Origin of the sequence: Kitasatospora sp. NPDC088346 (assembly GCF_044740765.1) — a bacterium.
Classification (GTDB): domain Bacteria; phylum Actinomycetota; class Actinomycetes; order Streptomycetales; family Streptomycetaceae; genus Kitasatospora.
Genome location: NZ_JBIURH010000024.1, coordinates 94,704 through 111,330 on the forward strand (window position 1 = coordinate 94,704; position 16,627 = coordinate 111,330).

A 16,627-nucleotide genomic window follows, 5' to 3' on the forward strand; every position below is an offset into this window, starting at 1 on the left:
TCGAAGAGATGGAGACGACGAAGTGACCGAGACCCTGACCCGAGAGCACACCGGTGTCGAGATCGCCCGCGTGGCCGGCAACATCGGTGCCGAGATCCGCGGCGTGAACGCCGCGGAGGACCTGTCCGAGGCGGTGGTCGCCGAGCTGCGCCAGGCCCTGCTGACCCACAAGGTCATCTTCCTGCGCGATCAGGACCTCGCCTACGACCGGCTCGTCGCGTTCGGCCGCCGCCTGGGGACCCTGACCCTCGGCCACCCGATCTACGGCGGCCCCGAGGGCTACCCGCACCTGCGGGAGATGGACTCCATGGGCGAGGGCACCCGGGCCAACTACTGGCACGCGGACTTCACGTACATGGAGAACCCCCCGGCGTTCGCGATCCTGCACAACGTGGTCTGCCCGGAGGTCGGCGGGGACACCCTGTGGGCCGACACCGCCCTGGCCTACCGCAACCTGCCGCAGGGGCTGCGCACACTCGCCGACAGCCTGCGCGTGATCCACAGCAACGACTCCGACTTCACCGACGCCACCTACGACGGCGACGTGAAGGACAGTTACCTGAAGAACGTGTTCACCGCCGAGCACCCCGCGGTGCGCGTGCACCCGGAGACCGGTGAGAAGGCGCTGATGCTCGGCGGCTTCGCCCGTCGCGTCGTCGGCTACAGCCCGCAGGCCGGCCGGGACGTCCTGCGCGCCCTCACCGAGTACGCCACCGTCCCGGAGCACACGGTTCGCTGGCGGTGGCGCAAGGGCGACCTCGTCATCTGGGACAACCAGGCGACCCTGCACTACGCCGTCAAGGACTACACCGACCACCGCCGTGGTGAGCGCGTCACCGTCGCGGGTCCCACCACCGTCGGCGTGGACGGCCTGCCCGGCTACGCGATCCAGGGCAACACCCGGGAGTTCGGCGCCGGCGGCACTCCGAGCATGTGACCCAACCCCTTTCCCGAGCATCCCGGCCCGGCGACGCGACGTCACCGGGCCGGGCCCGCTCCGGGCCCTCCCGCCCGCCGAGCGCCCCAGACCGCTTCAAGGAGAAGACGTGACCATCCTGTCGGAGAACACCGTCGGCCTCGACCGCGAGGTCCGTTTCGGCGACGTCCGCTACGACTTCCACGTACGCCACGGCCACAGCGCGTGGAGTGATCTGCGCACCCGATTCGCGGAGCTCGACGCGGACCGCTTCGTCGTCGTGGCGGATGCCGGGCTGCCGGCGCAGCTGGTCGCCGAGACCGAGATGAACCTGTCCCTGCTCGCCCCCACCCGGGTGCTGAGCGCCCGGGCCGACGAGACCCAGAAGCGCCTCACCGCACTCGACCGGCTCGCCGAGGAGGCGCTGCGCGACGGCATCACCCGCCGCTCGGTGGTGGTCGCCCTCGGCGGCGGCACGGTCGGCAACATCGCGGGCCTGCTGGCCGCTCTCGTCTTCCGCGGCATCCGGCTGGTCCACATGCCCACCACCCTGCTCGGCATGTCCGACTCGGTGCTGTCCCTCAAGCAGGCGGTGAACTCCAGCTACGGCAAGAACCACCTGGGCACCTTCCACGCCCCGGTGTTCGTCTGGAACCACCTGGACTTCCTCGACTCGCTGCCGGCCGCCGAGACCCGGTCCGCGCTCTGCGAGATGATCAAGAACGTGCTCGGCATCGTGCCGGAGCGCTACGACGAGGTCGCGGGCCTGCTGCGCACCGACGCCCGCTACTCGCCGCACGTGCTGAGCCGCTTCATCGACCTGTGCGTGGACGCCAAGACCCGCGTGATGCGCCACGACCCCAACGAGAAGGGCGACGCGCTGATCCTGGAGTACGGGCACACCGTCGGCCACGCCGCCGAACTGCTCACCGGCGGACGGCTCCGCCACGGCTTCGCCATCGGCATCGGCATGCTGGCCGCCGCCCGGGTCTCCCGCGAGCTCGGCATGCTCGACCGCGCCGACGAGGCCGCCCACCGCCGGCTCCTCGAACTCAACGGCGCCCCCACCCTGCTGCCGCAGGAGCTGGACACCCGATCCGTGCTCGACATCGTCCGCCTCGACAACAAGCGCGGCTACGTACCCGGCCGCAGCGGCAGCTGCGACCTGATCCTCCTGGAGGCCCTCGGCCGGCCGCACCGGCCCGGCGGCCTGCAGATCACCCAGGTCGACGAGCGGACCGTCCGGACCGGCATCGAGTCCGTGCTCGGCAACCGTCCCGCGCTGGTGGGTGCCTGATGGCCACCACGGTACGCGGCGAACGCCGCCCGTTCGGACCGATCGCCAACGACGTCTCGGGCCCCGCCGTCACCCACCGCCAGGTCGGCGGCGAGGGCGTCTGCCGGTGGAAGATGCTGATGAACGGCATGCACCTGGAAGGCGAGTGGAACTGCGTCGAGTACGTGGTCGTCGAGCCCGGCGCCTCCGTCGGCGAGCACGTGCACCTGCGCACCGAGGAGATCTACTACATCGTCCGCGGCCACGCCGTCGTCACCATGGACGGCGTGGAGATCCGGGCCGCGGCCGGGGACCTGATCACCACGCCGATCGGCTCGTCCCACTCCATCGCCAACCGGGGCGACGAGGACATGCACTTCTTCGTGACCGAGGTCTTCCCCGGCGAGGGCCCGGCCGCACCCCCCGCGCACCTGCACGTGCCCGACCGGCTGGAGCCCGGCGCGGGGATCCGTTCGGCGGAGGTCGACCTCACCCGGTACTTCACCGGCGACTGGCGGCGCTTCCGGCTCCTCGACATACCGGCCGGCGGACGCCTCGACGAGCGGGTGCCGACCGACCGCAGCATCGTGCTGCACGTCCTGGAGGGCTCCGGCGCGATCGTCGCGGACGGCGTGCGCCACCCGGGCGGCCCGGGTCTGTCCGTCGCGCTCACCCCGGGGCTCGCCTTCACCGTCTCCCCCACCGGGGCGCAGCCCCTGCGGCTGATCAGCACGGAGGTGGGGGTCGCGTGAGGCTCGGGCTCGACGGCCGGACCGCCGTCATCACGGGTGCCGCGAGCGGCATCGGGGCCGACACGGCGCGCACGATGGCCGCGGAGGGCGCCCGGCTCGGCCTGGTCGACCGCGACGCCGACGGGCTCGCCCGCCTCGCCGGGGAACTGGCCGCGGCGGGCGCCGAGGTGACGACGGTGACGGCCGACCTCGGCAGTGCCGCCGGCGTCACGGAGGCGTTCACCACGCTGCTCGACGGCTTCGGCGGGCACACCGACGTCCTGGTGAACAACGTCGGCCAGTGCCGCGCCCGCACCTTCGACGAACTCTCCGACCAGGACTGGCTGGACACCTTCGAGACCAACTTCCTCAGCGCGGTGCGGGCCGTCCGGCTGGTCCTGCCCGGCATGCGGGAGCGCGGCAGCGGCAGCATCGTCACCAACGCCTCCGACCTCGCCCGCCAACCGGAGGCCGGGCCGGCCGACTACCAGGTCTCCAAGGTCGCCCTGCTCAGCCTGACCAAGAGCCTGGCCCTGTCCGATGGACCGGCCGTACGCGTCAACGCGGTCGCCCCGGGCCCGGTGTGGACCCCGCTGTGGACCCGGCCGGGCGGCTTCGCCGACACCCTAGGGAACGTGCACGGCCGAAACGCCAGGGAAGCCGTCGAGTACGAGATGAGCAAGCGCCAGCTGCCCCTGGGGAGGATGGGCAGCCCGGACGAGATCGCCCGGGTCATCACCTTCCTCGCCTCGCCGGCGGCCTCGTTCGTCACCGGCTCGGTGTGGGGCGTGGACGGCGGCACCGTCCGGGGCCTGCTCTGATGGGCGCCGCACTGGCCGTGCACGGCGGCCGCCCGGTGCGCACCGGGCGGCCCTGGCCGCGCTGGCCGCAGCCGGCCCCGGGTGCCGATGCGGCCCTGCTGGAGGTACTGCACTCGGGCCGGTGGTCCATCGCCAGCCCGTACGGCGGTGCCACGACGTACGAGCAGCGCTTCGCCGGGGACTTCGCTTCCTACCTCGGTGTCGGCCACTGCGTCCCCACCGCCAGCGGTACGGCGGCGCTGATGACGGCCCTGGAGGCGTGCGGCGTCGGGGCGGGCGACGAGGTGGTCGTGCCCGCCCTCTCCTGGGCCGCCTCGGCCTCGACGGTGGCCGGTGTCAACGCCGTACCGGTGTTCTGCGACGTCGACCCGCACACGCTGTGCCTGGACCCGGCGTCGGCCGAGGCCGCCGTCACCCCGGCGACGAAGGCCATCGTGGTGGTGCACCTGTACTCGGCCGTGGCCGACCTCACCGGCCTGCGGGCGGTGGCGGACCGGCACGGACTGGCACTGATCGAGGACAGCGCCCAGGCCCACGGGGCGACGTACCTGGGCCGCAAGGTCGGCACCTTCGGCGACGTCGGCACGTTCAGCATGCACCACACCAAGGTGCTCACCAGTGGCGAGGGCGGGGCGGCGGTCACCGACGACGCGGCGCTCGCCCGGCGCATCGAGCACCTGCGGGCCGACGGGCGCTGCCGGGCGGCCCGTGCCCCGCGCACCGGGGCGCCCGAACTGGTGGAGACCGGCGAGCTGATGGGCAGCAACCGCTGCCTGTCCGAGTTCCAGTCGGCGCTGCTCATCGCGCAGTTGAAGACCCTCGACGCGCAGAACGGCAGCCGCCGGACCAACGCGGCCCTGCTCGACCGGCTGCTGGCCGAGCAGGGCCTGAGCCCGCAGCAGACGTCCCCGGGCACCACCCGGCGCACCTACTTCGGGTACGCCGTCGAACTGCCCGCAGCCCCGCCCGACGCCGCCTCGTCCGCGGCCGTGGCGGAGGCACTCACCGCCGAGCTCGGGCTGCCGGTGCGCCCCGTCTACCAGCCGCTCTTCGCCAGCCGGCTGTACGACCCGTCGTCCCGCCGGAGGTTCGACATCCGTCCCGGTCACCTCGACCGGCTCGACCCGCGGCAGTACGCCCGGCCGGCGGCCGCACGCGCCGCCCACACCTTCCTCACCTTCCACCATGCCGCACTGCTCGGCGAGGAGCAGGACATGCACGACATCGCCGAGGCGTTCCGGCGGGTCCTGGCCCGCCGCGCGCAGCTCACCGGCTGACCTGCCGCACGACGACCGGACGCACGTCGGCCCCGCCCCTTCCGGGGGGCGGGGCCGACGTGCGTCCGGTCCGCGGACCCGGCCTAGAAGCGGATCGCGTGGGTGTGGAAGTCGGCGACGGCACCCATCTCCTTCATGTCCCGGACGTCGGCGCGCTTGACGGCCGGGTACAGGGCACGCCGTTCCGGCCCCAGGACGGACATCATGAACTCGTCCCGCTCCAGCGCGTCCACGGCCTCCTCCAGCGACCTCGGCAGCGGCCGGACCCCGCGGCGGCGCAGTTCGCGGTCGGAGAGCCCGTTCGGGTCCTCCGTCAGCGGCTCACCGGGATCGAGCCGACGGCGCACGCCGTCCATTCCGGCGTGGATCAGCGCCCCGAGCGCCAGGTACGGGTTAGCCGTCGAGTCACACGTCTTGACCTCGATGTTCGTCGAGGCCGACTCGCTGCCTCGCAGCCGGCTGGGGATCCGGACGGCCGCCTCGCGGTTGTCGAATCCGTACGCGCCGAAGGCACCGGACCACATACCGGGCCGGAGCCGCTGGTAGCTGTTGACGCTGGCGTTGGTGAGGGCGACGAGCGCCGGGAGGTGCTCCAGGAGCCCTCCGACGAAGTGACGCCCCATGGCGGACAGGCCGAGCTCGTCCGACGGGTCGGCGAACAGGTTCTCGGAGGGCTCGCCCGCAGGCCCGCGCCGCCACAGCGACAGGTGCGCGTGGTTGCCGTTGCCGCGCATCCCCGGGTGCGGGACCGGCGCGAAGGTGGCCCACAGGCCGTGCTTGCGCGCCAGCCCCCGGGTGATGGCCCGCTGCCACACGTAGTTGTCGGCCGCGCGCACCGCCGGCGCGTGCCGCAGGGTCATCTCGTGCTGGCCGCTGCCGAACTCGGGGTGGTACGTCTCCACTTCCAGACCCTGGGCGCGCAGCGCGCGAACGAGGGCCACGGCGTACTCGTCGGCGGCGTCGAAGCCCTCGTTGTCGAAGCACAGGCTGTCGTCGAGCAGGTCGAGCCTGCCGGGTTCCGGCTTCCCGGCGCACAGTGTGAACTCCGGCTCGAACGCGGCGAGCACCTCGTACTCGGCCGCCGCTGCGAGCGCCTCCTTGAGGAAGGTGCGCGGGCAGGCGGCCCACGGTTCGCCGTCCAGGGTCACCAGGTCGCACAGCATGGCCGCCGACCCCGGGGCGTGCGGGAGCCGGACGAAGGAGTCGGGGTCCGGAACCAGCCGGACCTCGCCCACCGCGTCGAAGCCCGGTACCGGCTGGCCGAGATCCAGCAGGCTCGACGCCTGCCGGGTGCGGGCCAGGCCGACGCCGGACCGCATGCGGGAGGCCAGGGCGTCGCGGGTCACCGCCTTGCCGCGGGTGACGGAGTTGTGGTCGACCCACAGGAAGCGGATCAACTCGATGTCGTCCTGCTCGACGGATGTCCGGACGCCGTCCGGGACATGGTGATTCTGCACGTGCGGTGCTCTCGTCTCTGACCGGGTGCGGTCGGTTCGGGGGCTCTGAGGGGCCCGGCCGGGTCAGACCCAGGCGATGGCGTCGCTCAGGGTGTCGTCGAGGAATCCGAAGAAGAAGCCCATGGTGACCCGGTCCGCCGTGCCCAGTGGCCGTTCGATCGAGTGGTAGTGCGTGGGGTTGAGGAGGTAGACGTCACCGGCCTCCGGCTTGAAGCGGTGCGAGGGGGCGCCCCCGGTGACCGCGTCGTCGTAGCCGAGGCCGTCGAGGACCTTGAAGCCCTCGTCCTCGGGCGCCCACCGCTTGCGGTGGATCTCCAGCTCGCCGCCCTCCTCGCACTCCTGGAGGCACACCACGACGCTCAGGTGGTGGCGCAGGTTCTCCAGGAGCAGGCCGGTGCCGGCCGCGTCGCGCATCATGTTGTCGTTGTGCAGCGGGGTGCGGACGCCGTCCGGGTAGATGCGGACGTTCTTCTCGGCGTAGCGGCGACCGTCCGGCTCCACCGCCACCTCGAAGGAGTCGAGGCCGAGGACCTCGGCCAGCCGGGCGCGGGTGCGCCCGGCCAGGTCGAAGCCGATCGAGGAGGTCAGCCGCGCGGCCGCGGCGGCCTCCTCGAAGTAGGCGTCCACGGCGGCGAGGTGCTTGGCCAGGAACGGGCCGATGGTGGTCAGGCTGCCGTTGCTGTACTGCGTGGTGGCGGCCTGTCCGAGGAGCGGCAGGACGCGTCGGACGTTCGCGTCGAACTCCTCCCGGGGCACCAGGCCGCGGAGCACGACCACGGCGTGGTCGCCGTTGACGAGGCCCTTCAGGATGCCGGGGCCGTCGGGCGCCGGGTCTGCGGGCCGGTCGAGGTGGTGGACGAGGCGCTCCCAGGCAGCGGGCATGACGGGGTCCTTTCTCGGGCGCCCTCTCGGGCGGCTTCGCGGGCGCCCGGGCGGGCGCCCTCTCGGGTGAACGGGAAGGTGAGCACGGTGTCGGCGGGCAGTGGATCCCAGTGCTCGGCGGGAGCCAGGTCCGCGACGATCTCGGAGGCCACCACTAGCCGGTCCGCCGTGGTGTGACGGTGCATCGCGAAGAACACCGGGGTGCGGGTCCCGGGCGGGCTCCAGTGGACGAGATGGGCCCGGTCGGGATGGACGGCGATGGCGTTGCCGGACATTCCGCCGGGCGGGATCGCCCGCAGCCTCGCCAGGGCGCTCGCCTGCTCCAGGCCCGCGGTCCGCGGCGGGATCAGGTAGTCGAAGTACTCCGCGGAGTCGAAGACGGACTCGCTCATGCCGAGCAGCTCGTAGACGGTCGGCAGGTACCCGTTGTGCATGAAGTACCAGTCGTCCTCGGGCCGTTCCAGCGGGTGGGTGAACGTGAGGCCCCGGTTGCCGGGCAGCGTCGCGTTGCGGACGTGGATGGCCAGGAAGTCCGTGCGGACGTGTGCCACGGGGGAGGCGAGCAGGCTGTCGGCGGCCGGGCGCACGTCACGGTGGACCCGCAGCCCGCCGTCGACGGGATCGCGCCACACCGCTCCCCAGCCGTGGGCGTGCACGGTGGTGGCGTTGTCGTGGTCGGCGGTGGCTCCGCAGCTCATCTGCACGGCGGCGGCCGCGATGTCCGCCGCGGCGAACGAGCCGTGGGCCAGGATCAGCCGGCACATGGGCCACCCGTTCTCTCGGGCATCCGGTCTCCTGTGGGTCTCGAAGGGTCGGCTGTCGCCCTCGACGTTAGAAGCGATGGCAAGATTTGGCAATATGGTTGCCCATCAGGCAATGATTGTGACAACCTCAAGGCCTCGATCAAGGAGTGACGATGGCTGACCGATTGCCCGCCAGGCCCGTTGTGATCGTGGACGGCTACTCCAACGCCGCGTCCCTGGTCACCGCGTTCGCCCGGCGTGGGCATGCCTGCGTGCACGTGCTGAGCACGGCCGAGCCGAGGCCGGCGATGATCCCGCCGCGCCCCGAGGACTACCGGGAGTGGCTCCTCTGCCCGGACGACGCCGCGCTGGAACAGGTCCTCGCCCGGCTGCGCGACCTCGACCCGGTCGCCGTGCTGGCCGGCCAGGAACCCGGCGTACCGCTCGCCGACACGCTCGGCGAACGCCTCGGCCTCGCCACCAACGGCACCGCCCTCTCCGCCGCCCGGCGCGACAAGTACGAGATGATCGAAGCGCTGCGCGCCGCCGGCATCCGCTGCGCCGACCAGTACAAGACCGACGACCCGGACGCGGCGGCCGCGTGGGCGGTACGGCACGGACGCTCCCCCGTCGTGGTCAAACCCCTCTCCTCCGCCTCGTCCGACCACGTGTTCGTCTGCCGCACCCCCGAGGAGGTGGCCGGCGCGGCCCGGCGCGTGCTCGCCGCCCACTCGATGTTCGCGGAGCGCAACACGGAGGTCCTGGTCCAGGAGTTCCTGGCGGGCCCCGAGTTCGCCGTGGACTGCGTCAGCGCCGACGGCAGCCGCTACCTGGCCGGCGTCTGGGAGTCCGAGCGGCGCCCCGTCGACGGCGGCCGGACGATCTACGACATGTGCGTGCTCCGCGACCCCGGCGCCGACCCCGTCCCGGCCCTCACCGCCTACGTGGGGACCGTCCTCGACACCCTGGGCATCCGGCACGGCCCCTCGCACGCCGAGGTGATCGTCACCCCTCGGGGACCGACCCTGGTGGAGGTCGGCGCCCGCCTCAACGGCGCGATGAACGCCGACTTCTACGACACCGTGTTCGGCACGAACGTCGCCGAACTGGTCGCCCACGCCTACACCCGACCCGCCGACTTCGCCCGCCGGTTCGGCGGCCGCGCGTACCGGCCGGTGCGGGCCGCCGCCGTCTACGAGTCCCCCACCGCCCTGGACGGCGTCGTCGCCGCCGTCGAGACCGGCGTCGTGGACCGGATCACCGGCCTTCCCGCCGTCCACAGCGTCGCCGTCCGCTCCGGCCCGGGACGACGTCTGCGGCCGACCGAGGACCTGCTCACCAGCCCGCTCCGGGTCTTCCTGGCCGGCCCGGACGAGGCCAGTCTGCGCCGCGACCGGGCTCTGGTCGACGGCCTCAAGGACCAGGTCTACCGGCTGCTCTGACGGCCGCACACACGGAAGGAAGTCCCATGGGAAACGACAACCGCCCCCTGGTCCTGCTCCTCGGCAGCGCCCGCTACGTGGTGGACGCCTGCGCGCGCCTCGGCATCGACGCCGTGATCGCCTCGGGCGCGCGGGAACACGACGCCGCTCTCGCGGCACCCGGGCAGGCCGTGCTGCGGGTCGACGACCAGGCCTCGCCGGAGGCGGTCCTCGCCGCCCTGCACCGGGCCGGGCTCGCGCACCGCGCCTTCGACGCGGTGGTGACCTCCGACGAGTTCGCGCTGGTGACCGCCGGACTGATCGCCGAACACCTGGGCTGCCGGGCGATCGACGCACGCACCGCGCTCCGCTTCCGGGACAAGTCCCTGCAGAAGCGGCTGGTCGCACGGGCGGGCATCGACACCGCCCGGCTGACGGTGATCGACGACGTCCACGACGTCACCGCCGTGACCGAACTCCCCTGGGCGCGCGCCGTCCTCAAACCGGTGGCCGGCGCCTCGACCCGGCTGACCGCCGTCGTCGACTCCGTGGCGCAGCTGCACGGGCTCAGCCGGCGGTACCGGACCGCCGGCACCGCCGAACGCACCTTCGTCCTGGAGGAGTACATCGGGGGCGAGGAGTGGATCGCCGACGGCGTCGTCTTCGACGGCGAGGTGCTGTTCTGGTCGCTCGGCACCTACGGCGCCCCGTGCCTGACCGCGCTCGACGAGGGCGTCCCCCTGTGGATGCGGCGGATCGACCCCGACACCGAGCGGTGGCGGTACGAGCGGGCCGAACCGGTCGTGCTCGGCGCCCTGCGGGCGCTCGGCCTCACCGACGGCGTCTTCCACATGGAGCTCTTCCACGACCCGGCCACCGGCCGGCTGGTCTTCGGCGAGTGCGGCGCACGCCGCGGCGGCGCCCTCATCCAGGAGGAGGTCCAGGCGAAGTTCGGCGTCGACCTCGGCGAGGCCATGCTGCTGTGCGGACTCGGCCGCCGGCCGGAACTGAACGTCAAGGTCCGGCCGGGCACGGTCGGCGCGTCCTACCTGCCCGGCCGCCCGGGCATCCTGGTCGACCGCCCCTCGGCCGCCGACCTGATGGCCCTGCCGGGCGTCGAGTACGCCCGGGTGGAGGCACCGGTCGGGACGGTCTGGACCGGGGGCGCCGCGGGCACCGACCAGCGGGCTGCCCAGATCCTGGTCGTCGCCGACTCGGAGGCCCAGCTGACGCAGCGCTTCGCCGAGGTCCGCCGGTGGTTCGGCGAGCGGTTGGTGGTCGCCCCGCACCCCGCGACCCCCCGCGAGCTGCGTGCCTGGCAGCGGGCGGCCCGGCCGCACGACGAGCTCGGGGAGCGGCTGTGGCACTGACCGAGAACGTCGACCGGGCCGGCCCGGCGGCCGGCCCGGCGGAGCGGCCGGAGCGTCGCGGGGCGGGCCGGTGGGCGAGACTGCTGCCGGCACCCGGCCCGCAGCGTGTCCTCGCGGCCGCGACCCTGGTCAACACCTTCGGCAGCGGCCTGTTCGTGACGAGCAGTGCGCTGTACTTCACCCGGGTGATCGGGCTGCCCACCGCACAGGTGGCGGTCGGCCTCACCGCCGGCGGCATCGTCGGCCTCGTCGCGGGGATGGCCGCCGGCCGCGTCGCCGACCGCTGGGGCGCCAGGCGCACGCAGATCGGCGTCATGGTGCTCGGCGCGTTCTTCATGACCTGCTACCTCTTCGTCCACACCTTCTGGCCGTTCATCGCGGTGGCCTGCCTGACCGCCGCGGTGCACTCCGCCAACCCCACCAGCCGGGACCCGCTGGTGCGGCAGTTCGGCGGCGAGCGGCCCGCCGCGTACCGCGCCTACCTCCAGGCCGTCACCAACCTGGCGGTCGGCCTGGGCGCGGTGGTGGCCGGCGCGGCCATCCAGGCCAACTCGCGCGAGGCCTACGTGAGCCTGCTGGTCGGCCGGACGGTGGCCTTCGTCGGGTGCGCCCTCGTGCTCACCCGGCTGCCGGGCCCCGCGCGGAGCGAGGACCGCGCCCCGGAGAAGCCCGGCTGGGTCGCGCTGCGCAACCGTCCCTTCCTGGTCGCGACGGTGATCAACGGGGTCATGGAGATGCACTACGCGGTGCCGACCTTCGCACTTCCGCTGTGGATCGTGGACCACACGGACGCGCCGCGCTGGACCGTCTCCGCCGTCCTGCTGCTCAACACCGCGATGGTGGCCGGACTCCAGGTGATCGCCGGCCGGTCGGTGTCCTCCACCGAGGCCGCGGGCAGGCGGATGCTGTGGGCCGGGGGCGCCCTGTGCACCGGGCTGGTCCTGATGGCCGCGGCCGACGGGCCGACGGCCTGGGTCTCGGCCCTGGTCCTGGTCGCGGCCACCGCCGTGTACACGGTCGGCGAGCTCTGGCACGCCGCGGCCTCGATGGAGTACTCCTTCGGCCTCGCCTCCGCCGAGGCGCAGGGCCAGTACTCCGGTGTCTACCGGCTCGGCGCGGGCACCGGCGACGCGCTGGCCCCGACCGTGATGGGTGTCATGGTGCTGTCCTGGGGGCGGCCCGGCTGGCTCGTGCTCGCCGTGCTCTTCCTGCTGGTCGGGGCGGCGAGCCGTCCCGTGGTCGCCCTCGCGGGCCGCCGGTCGCCCCGGTAGGGGTCCGCGGCGCCGTGGGGATCGGGAATCCGAGGAGTTCATCATGCAGATCAGACGGATGCGGGCGGACGACCTCCGCCGGGCGGAGCGCGCCTCGGCGGCGACGTTCCTGGAGGCCGAGCAGCTCAACAGGCGCGCCGTCGAGCCGGAGCCGGAACCCCGCTCGGCCGCGGCCTCCGCCCTCTGGATCGACCGGATGGGCTTCTTCCTCACCGTGGACCCGGACGGGTGCTGGGTGGCGGTGGACGCGGGCGAGGTCGTGGGCTTCGCGATCTCGCAGAACCGCGACCGACTCTGGTACCTGGCGACGTACGGAGTCCTGCCGGGTCATCAGGGGCGCGGCGTCGGACGGGGTCTGATGGACGCCGCGCTCGCGCACGCCGGGGACCGCCCGGGCATCTTCATCTCCAGCGTGCACCCCGGCGCGACCCGCCGGTACCGGCTGGCCGGCTTCTCGCTCCACTCCCAGGTGCGGATGACCGGAACCGTCGACCGGTCCGCGCTTCCCGCGGTCGCCGGTGTCACCGAGGGCGATCTCCGCGACCTCCCCTGGATGGACCGGCTCGACACCGGCCTGCGCGGCGCCGGCCACGGCCCCGACCACACGTTCATGCTGTCCACCCTGCGCCTGCTCGTGTCCCGGTCCGGACCTTGGCCGGGATACGCGTACGTCGACGACCGGGGCCACGTGGCGCTGCTGGCCGCCGCCCACGAGGACACCGCCCGGTCACTGCTGTGGGAGGCGCTGGCGTCGACCCCGCACGACGCGTTCGTCCCGTCGATCACCGCGGTCAACGAGTGGGCGATGGACGTCGGCCTGGCCGCGGGCCTCGACATCGTCCAGGAGGGCTACGTCGCCGTGCGCGACCTGCCGGTCCCGCGGCCGTACCTGGCCAGCGGGCACTTCCTCTGACCCCTTCCCGACCTCCCTCTGCGATGAGGATCCCGATGAAATCGTTCTGGTTGCTGACCGGGGCCACCGCGGTGTCCACGGCCGGAAACACCTTCCTCTACCTGGCCGTTCCCTGGGCCCTGGTCGAGTCGACGCACTCGACCCTGCCGGCCGTCCTGAGCCTCGCGGCCCAGACCGTCCCGTACCTGGCGGCGCCCTTCCTCGGCGCGGCCATCGACCGCTACGACCGGCGCCTGCTGTTCGCCGCGGGCGAGGTGGTCCAGGGCGTGTGCGTGGCCCTGATCCCCCTGCTGCTGGCCGTGCACGCGGTCGCGGCGGTGTTCCCGGTGCTGTTCGTCATGGGCCTGGCCAAGGTCGTCTCCGACGTGGCGGGCGACTACGGCCTGCTCCCCGCCCTGGTCCCGCGCGAACGCCTGGACCAGGCGTCGGGCTGGTTCAACTCCGCCCAGCTGACGGCACGGTTCGCCGGGCCCGCGCTGGCCGGCGCGGTCATCGCCGGCGTCGGCCCCGGCCCGGCCCTGGAGATCGACGCGGCCACCTTCCTGCTCACCGCCCTGACCGTGCTGTTCATGCCGGCGCCGGAGCCCGCCGGGCCCCGGACGGCGCTGGGCGCGATGCTGCGCGAGGGCGCCGCCTACTTCCGCTCCCGGCCCGACCTGCAGCGGCTGACCCTCGCGGTCGCGCTGTACAACCTCGGCGCCGGGGCTCTGGAACCCACGCTGCTCACGGTCGGCGCCACCCAGTGGCACTGGTCCTCCTCCGCCCTGGGCGCCGCGGTCTCCTGCGGGGCGGTGGCCGCCGCCGCCGGCGCCTGGCTGAGCCCCAAGGTGCCGGCTCCCGGCCGGCGGCACCACCGGATCGCCTTCTGGCTCGCGGTGGCCGCCCTCGGCTCCCTCGTCCTGCTGGTCAGCGCCCCGCTCGCGGTGGTGGCGGGCTTCTGCGTGCTGTGCCTCGGCGAGGGCGGGGTCAACGCCACGACGATGGCCTACCGGCAGCGCGAGATCCCGCGAGAGCTGGCCGGCCGGGTCAACGCGGTGATCCGTACGTTCATGACCGGCGCGGTCCCCGTCTCCGCTCTGCTGCTCGGCCTCACGGCGAACCTCACCGGCTCGGTGCGGATCTTCCTGCCGGTCACGGCCACCGCACTGCTCGGGGCGCTCGTGTGGACGGTCCGCAACCCCGCGCTCCGCCCCGCGTCCCGCCCCGCACCCGTCACTCCCCCGCTCGCCATGGCCGAGGAAAGGCCCGTGTGATGAAGAACGTCCTGTTGATCAACTCAAGCCGGGAGAACGCCGCCCGCGCACTGCAACGGCGGGAGGACATCCGGCTGTCGGTCATCACCATGCCGGAGTACCTGCACCACTACGGGCCCGGCACGGACGTCGAGGTGGTCGACACCATCGAGGACCTCACCCAGGTCCGGCTCGCCGCGCTGCGCATCCGGGCCAGGAACCCCTTCGACCACGTGGTGGCGCCCTCCGAGTGGAGCATCCAGGCCGGCGGCTACATCCGCTCCTACTTCGGGCTGCCCGGCACCGGCTACGCGGTGTCCAACGCCTTCTCCAACAAGCTCGTCATGAAGCAGGAACTCGCCGCCGCGGGACTGCCGGTGGCGGACTTCCGCCGCCTCGACTCGTTCGCCCACGCGGCGGACGCCGGGGACGAGCTCGGCTGGCCGATCGTCGTCAAGCGGGCCTTCGGCGGCGGCTCGGAGGACATCTTCGTGCTCCGCGACGCGGACCACGCCCGGCGCCTCGCCACCGACGCCGCCACGGCGGGCCTGCGGGCCGCCCCCTACCCCCTGCTGGCCGAGGAACTCATCGACATCGAGACCGAGTTCCACTGCGACGGCATCGTGGTCGACGGGCAGGTCCGCTTCGCCCCGGTCTCCCGCTACCTCGCTCCGGTGCTGCGCAGCGTGGGCGGCGCCATCGGCTCGTACACCCTGCCCGAGGACGATCCGAACGCCCGGGTCGTCGCCGCACTCCACGAGCGGGTCGTCGCCGCGCTGGGCCTCACCGACGGGGTGACCCACCTGGAGGTCCTGCAGTGCTCCCGGGGCCACCTGGTCGGCGAGATCGCCTGCCGGACCGGCGGCGGAGGCATCGCCGCCCAGCTGGAACACCAGTACGGCGTCGACCAGTTGGGCGCCCTGCTGGACCTCTCCCTGGGGCTGGGGGTCGAGGTCCGGCAGCCGGCCCGCTCCGACCACATGATCCAGTACATGCTGCCGCGCCCGCTCGGCACGGTCACGGCGGTCACTCCGGTCGAGGAGCTGCTGGCTGCGCCGGGCGTGGTCCACGCCGAGGTGACGACCCGAGTCGGCGACGTCTTCCACGGCCCGGTCGACTCGTCCGTCTACGGCGGCATCGTGGTGATGCGTGCCGCCGACGAGGCGCAGGTGGCCGAGCGGACGGCGGAGATCGGCCGGCGGTTCACCACGACCGTGGCCGGGTCCGGCGACGCCCGGCCCGTCGTGCTGGCCGCGGCCGGCCACGACGGGCGCGGGTGATCCGGATGGACGTCGTCGACGAACACGGGCTGAGCATCGGCCTGATCACCCCGGCGGACCTGGCCACCCGGCCCTGGCTCGGCACCACCCGGCCCGTCGACGTGGTCCGGATGCCCGAACCCACGGCCGGGGCCCGCGAGGAGCTGGCGGCGGCGGGGTTCGTCCACAAGCCGGAACTGCTGTGTTGGAAGGCCGAACTCCGCTCCGACGAGGACGAGTTCCTGGCCCGGCTGGAGACCAAGTCGCGCCAGGACATCCGGCGTGCGCGGACCCGGGCGCACAACGCGCTGCGCTTCTCGGTCCACGACACGATCCGGCCGGAGGTGCTGGACCCCTTCCTCGCCCTGTACCGCGACCGGGTCGAGGGAATGGCCTACGGCGTGCCCATCGCCGTACGGCAGCGGGGACGGCTCCTGGGCGGCACCGAGCAGTACTTCGCGGTGCTCGCCCACGAGGGCGACGAGCTGGTCGGCGGCTGCGTGGTGCGGGAGTGCCCGGACGAGGACGCCGCACGGATCCGCTTCTCCGCCGTGACCGAGACGTGGCGCCGGCACAGCCTGGCCCGCACCCTCTACTTCGCCGCGATGCGCACGGCCCGGGAGAAGGGGTACCGCTGGGCGACCCTGGGCGACGAGCCGAACCTGTACGGGCACCTCACCAAGGCCGGGCTCTTCTCGTTCAAGGTCGCCATGGGATTCCGCTGCGTGCCGTCCCAGGACTTCCACGACCCCGAGGGCCGCGATCTGGCGGACCTGGTCCTGAACCTGGCGAACCTCAGCGGCCCCTGCCTGGTCCTCGGCTACGCGGCCGACCCCGCCGAGGACCGGACCCTGCGCTGCGAGCTGTTCACGGACGACCCCGCGGACACGGACCCGGGACGGTACACGGCTCCGTTCCTGGCGGGCACCCGAGTTCGGGCACCCGCACGGTAGTCGGGACCCGGCCACGGCCGCCGGGGGGGGGGCCCCCCCCGGGCCCCCCCCCCCCCCCCCGCGGCCGGGGGGGGGGGGGCGCCCCCGCGGGGGCGGCGCCCCGCG

Annotated in this window: 15 protein-coding genes; 12 read left to right on the forward strand and 3 right to left on the reverse strand. The window is 73.4% G+C overall.

Features of this window, described 5'->3' with window-relative positions:
• Positions 1-22: 22 nt before the first annotated feature.
• The 5 genes from ACIOFR_RS26565 (at position 23) to ACIOFR_RS26585 (ending at position 5,021) form a co-directional block, all read left to right on the forward strand.
• The gene (locus ACIOFR_RS26565) at positions 23-937 is read left to right on the forward strand and encodes a TauD/TfdA dioxygenase family protein (RefSeq protein ID WP_401001509.1); all 915 of its coding nucleotides are present in this window, start codon (positions 23-25) and stop codon (positions 935-937) included.
• 109 nt (positions 938-1,046) lie between these two features.
• Positions 1,047-2,213: a 2-deoxy-scyllo-inosose synthase gene (locus ACIOFR_RS26570; protein ID WP_401001510.1), complete on the forward strand. Its 1,167-nt coding sequence runs from the start codon at positions 1,047-1,049 to the stop codon at positions 2,211-2,213.
• On the forward strand, positions 2,213-2,944 hold the full coding sequence (locus ACIOFR_RS26575) for a cupin domain-containing protein (protein ID WP_401001511.1): 732 nt from the start codon (positions 2,213-2,215) through the stop codon (positions 2,942-2,944). The genes ACIOFR_RS26570 and ACIOFR_RS26575 overlap by 1 nt, the downstream gene beginning before the upstream one ends.
• The gene (locus ACIOFR_RS26580) at positions 2,941-3,744 is read left to right on the forward strand and encodes an SDR family NAD(P)-dependent oxidoreductase (protein ID WP_401001513.1); all 804 of its coding nucleotides are present in this window, start codon (positions 2,941-2,943) and stop codon (positions 3,742-3,744) included. The genes ACIOFR_RS26575 and ACIOFR_RS26580 overlap by 4 nt, the downstream gene beginning before the upstream one ends.
• Positions 3,744-5,021, forward strand: coding sequence for a DegT/DnrJ/EryC1/StrS family aminotransferase (locus ACIOFR_RS26585; protein ID WP_401001514.1), 1,278 nt, complete (start codon positions 3,744-3,746; stop codon positions 5,019-5,021). The genes ACIOFR_RS26580 and ACIOFR_RS26585 overlap by 1 nt, the downstream gene beginning before the upstream one ends.
• Before the next feature lie 83 nt (positions 5,022-5,104).
• Here the strand turns inward: ACIOFR_RS26585 and ACIOFR_RS26590 are convergent, their stop codons facing one another.
• The 3 genes from ACIOFR_RS26590 to ACIOFR_RS26600 all read right to left on the reverse strand — a co-directional run bounded on the left by ACIOFR_RS26590 (position 5,105) and on the right by ACIOFR_RS26600 (position 8,124).
• Positions 5,105-6,478 carry a glutamine synthetase family protein gene (locus ACIOFR_RS26590; RefSeq protein WP_401001516.1) on the reverse strand — a complete coding sequence of 458 codons (1,374 nt, stop codon included), beginning with the start codon at positions 6,476-6,478 and terminating at the stop codon, positions 5,105-5,107.
• A 63-nt stretch (positions 6,479-6,541) separates the two neighbouring features.
• Positions 6,542-7,360, reverse strand: a complete 819-nt coding sequence (locus tag ACIOFR_RS26595) for a hypothetical protein (RefSeq protein WP_401001517.1) — start codon at positions 7,358-7,360, stop codon at positions 6,542-6,544.
• On the reverse strand, positions 7,282-8,124 hold the full coding sequence (locus tag ACIOFR_RS26600) for a class II glutamine amidotransferase (RefSeq protein ID WP_401001519.1): 843 nt from the start codon (positions 8,122-8,124) through the stop codon (positions 7,282-7,284). The genes ACIOFR_RS26595 and ACIOFR_RS26600 overlap by 79 nt, the downstream gene beginning before the upstream one ends.
• A 152-nt stretch (positions 8,125-8,276) precedes the next feature.
• On the opposite strand from ACIOFR_RS26600, the gene ACIOFR_RS26605 reads away from it, so the two are divergent.
• Genes ACIOFR_RS26605 through ACIOFR_RS26635 form a run of 7 tightly spaced genes read left to right on the forward strand, consistent with a single transcriptional unit; the run spans position 8,277 to position 16,522 of the window.
• Positions 8,277-9,545, forward strand: a complete 1,269-nt coding sequence (locus ACIOFR_RS26605; RefSeq protein WP_401001520.1) for an ATP-grasp domain-containing protein — start codon at positions 8,277-8,279, stop codon at positions 9,543-9,545.
• 26 nt (positions 9,546-9,571) lie between these two features.
• On the forward strand, positions 9,572-10,894 hold the full coding sequence (locus ACIOFR_RS26610) for an acetyl-CoA carboxylase biotin carboxylase subunit family protein (RefSeq protein ID WP_401001521.1): 1,323 nt from the start codon (positions 9,572-9,574) through the stop codon (positions 10,892-10,894).
• A complete protein-coding gene (locus ACIOFR_RS26615; protein ID WP_401001523.1) occupies positions 10,885-12,165 on the forward strand; it encodes an MFS transporter in 1,281 nt (426 codons plus the stop codon). Before ACIOFR_RS26610 ends, ACIOFR_RS26615 begins: the two co-directional genes overlap by 10 nt.
• Positions 12,166-12,208: 43 nt before the next feature.
• Positions 12,209-13,078 (forward strand): GNAT family N-acetyltransferase, encoded by an 870-nt coding sequence (locus ACIOFR_RS26620; protein WP_401001525.1) that lies wholly within the window; start codon positions 12,209-12,211, stop codon positions 13,076-13,078.
• A 35-nt stretch (positions 13,079-13,113) separates the two neighbouring features.
• On the forward strand, positions 13,114-14,331 hold the full coding sequence (locus tag ACIOFR_RS26625; RefSeq protein ID WP_401001527.1) for an MFS transporter: 1,218 nt from the start codon (positions 13,114-13,116) through the stop codon (positions 14,329-14,331).
• On the forward strand, positions 14,331-15,590 hold the full coding sequence (locus tag ACIOFR_RS26630) for a hypothetical protein (protein WP_401001535.1): 1,260 nt from the start codon (positions 14,331-14,333) through the stop codon (positions 15,588-15,590). Before ACIOFR_RS26625 ends, ACIOFR_RS26630 begins: the two co-directional genes overlap by 1 nt.
• Before the next feature lie 5 nt (positions 15,591-15,595).
• Positions 15,596-16,522: a GNAT family N-acetyltransferase gene (locus ACIOFR_RS26635; RefSeq protein WP_401001528.1), complete on the forward strand. Its 927-nt coding sequence runs from the start codon at positions 15,596-15,598 to the stop codon at positions 16,520-16,522.
• Positions 16,523-16,627 lie beyond the last annotated feature (105 nt).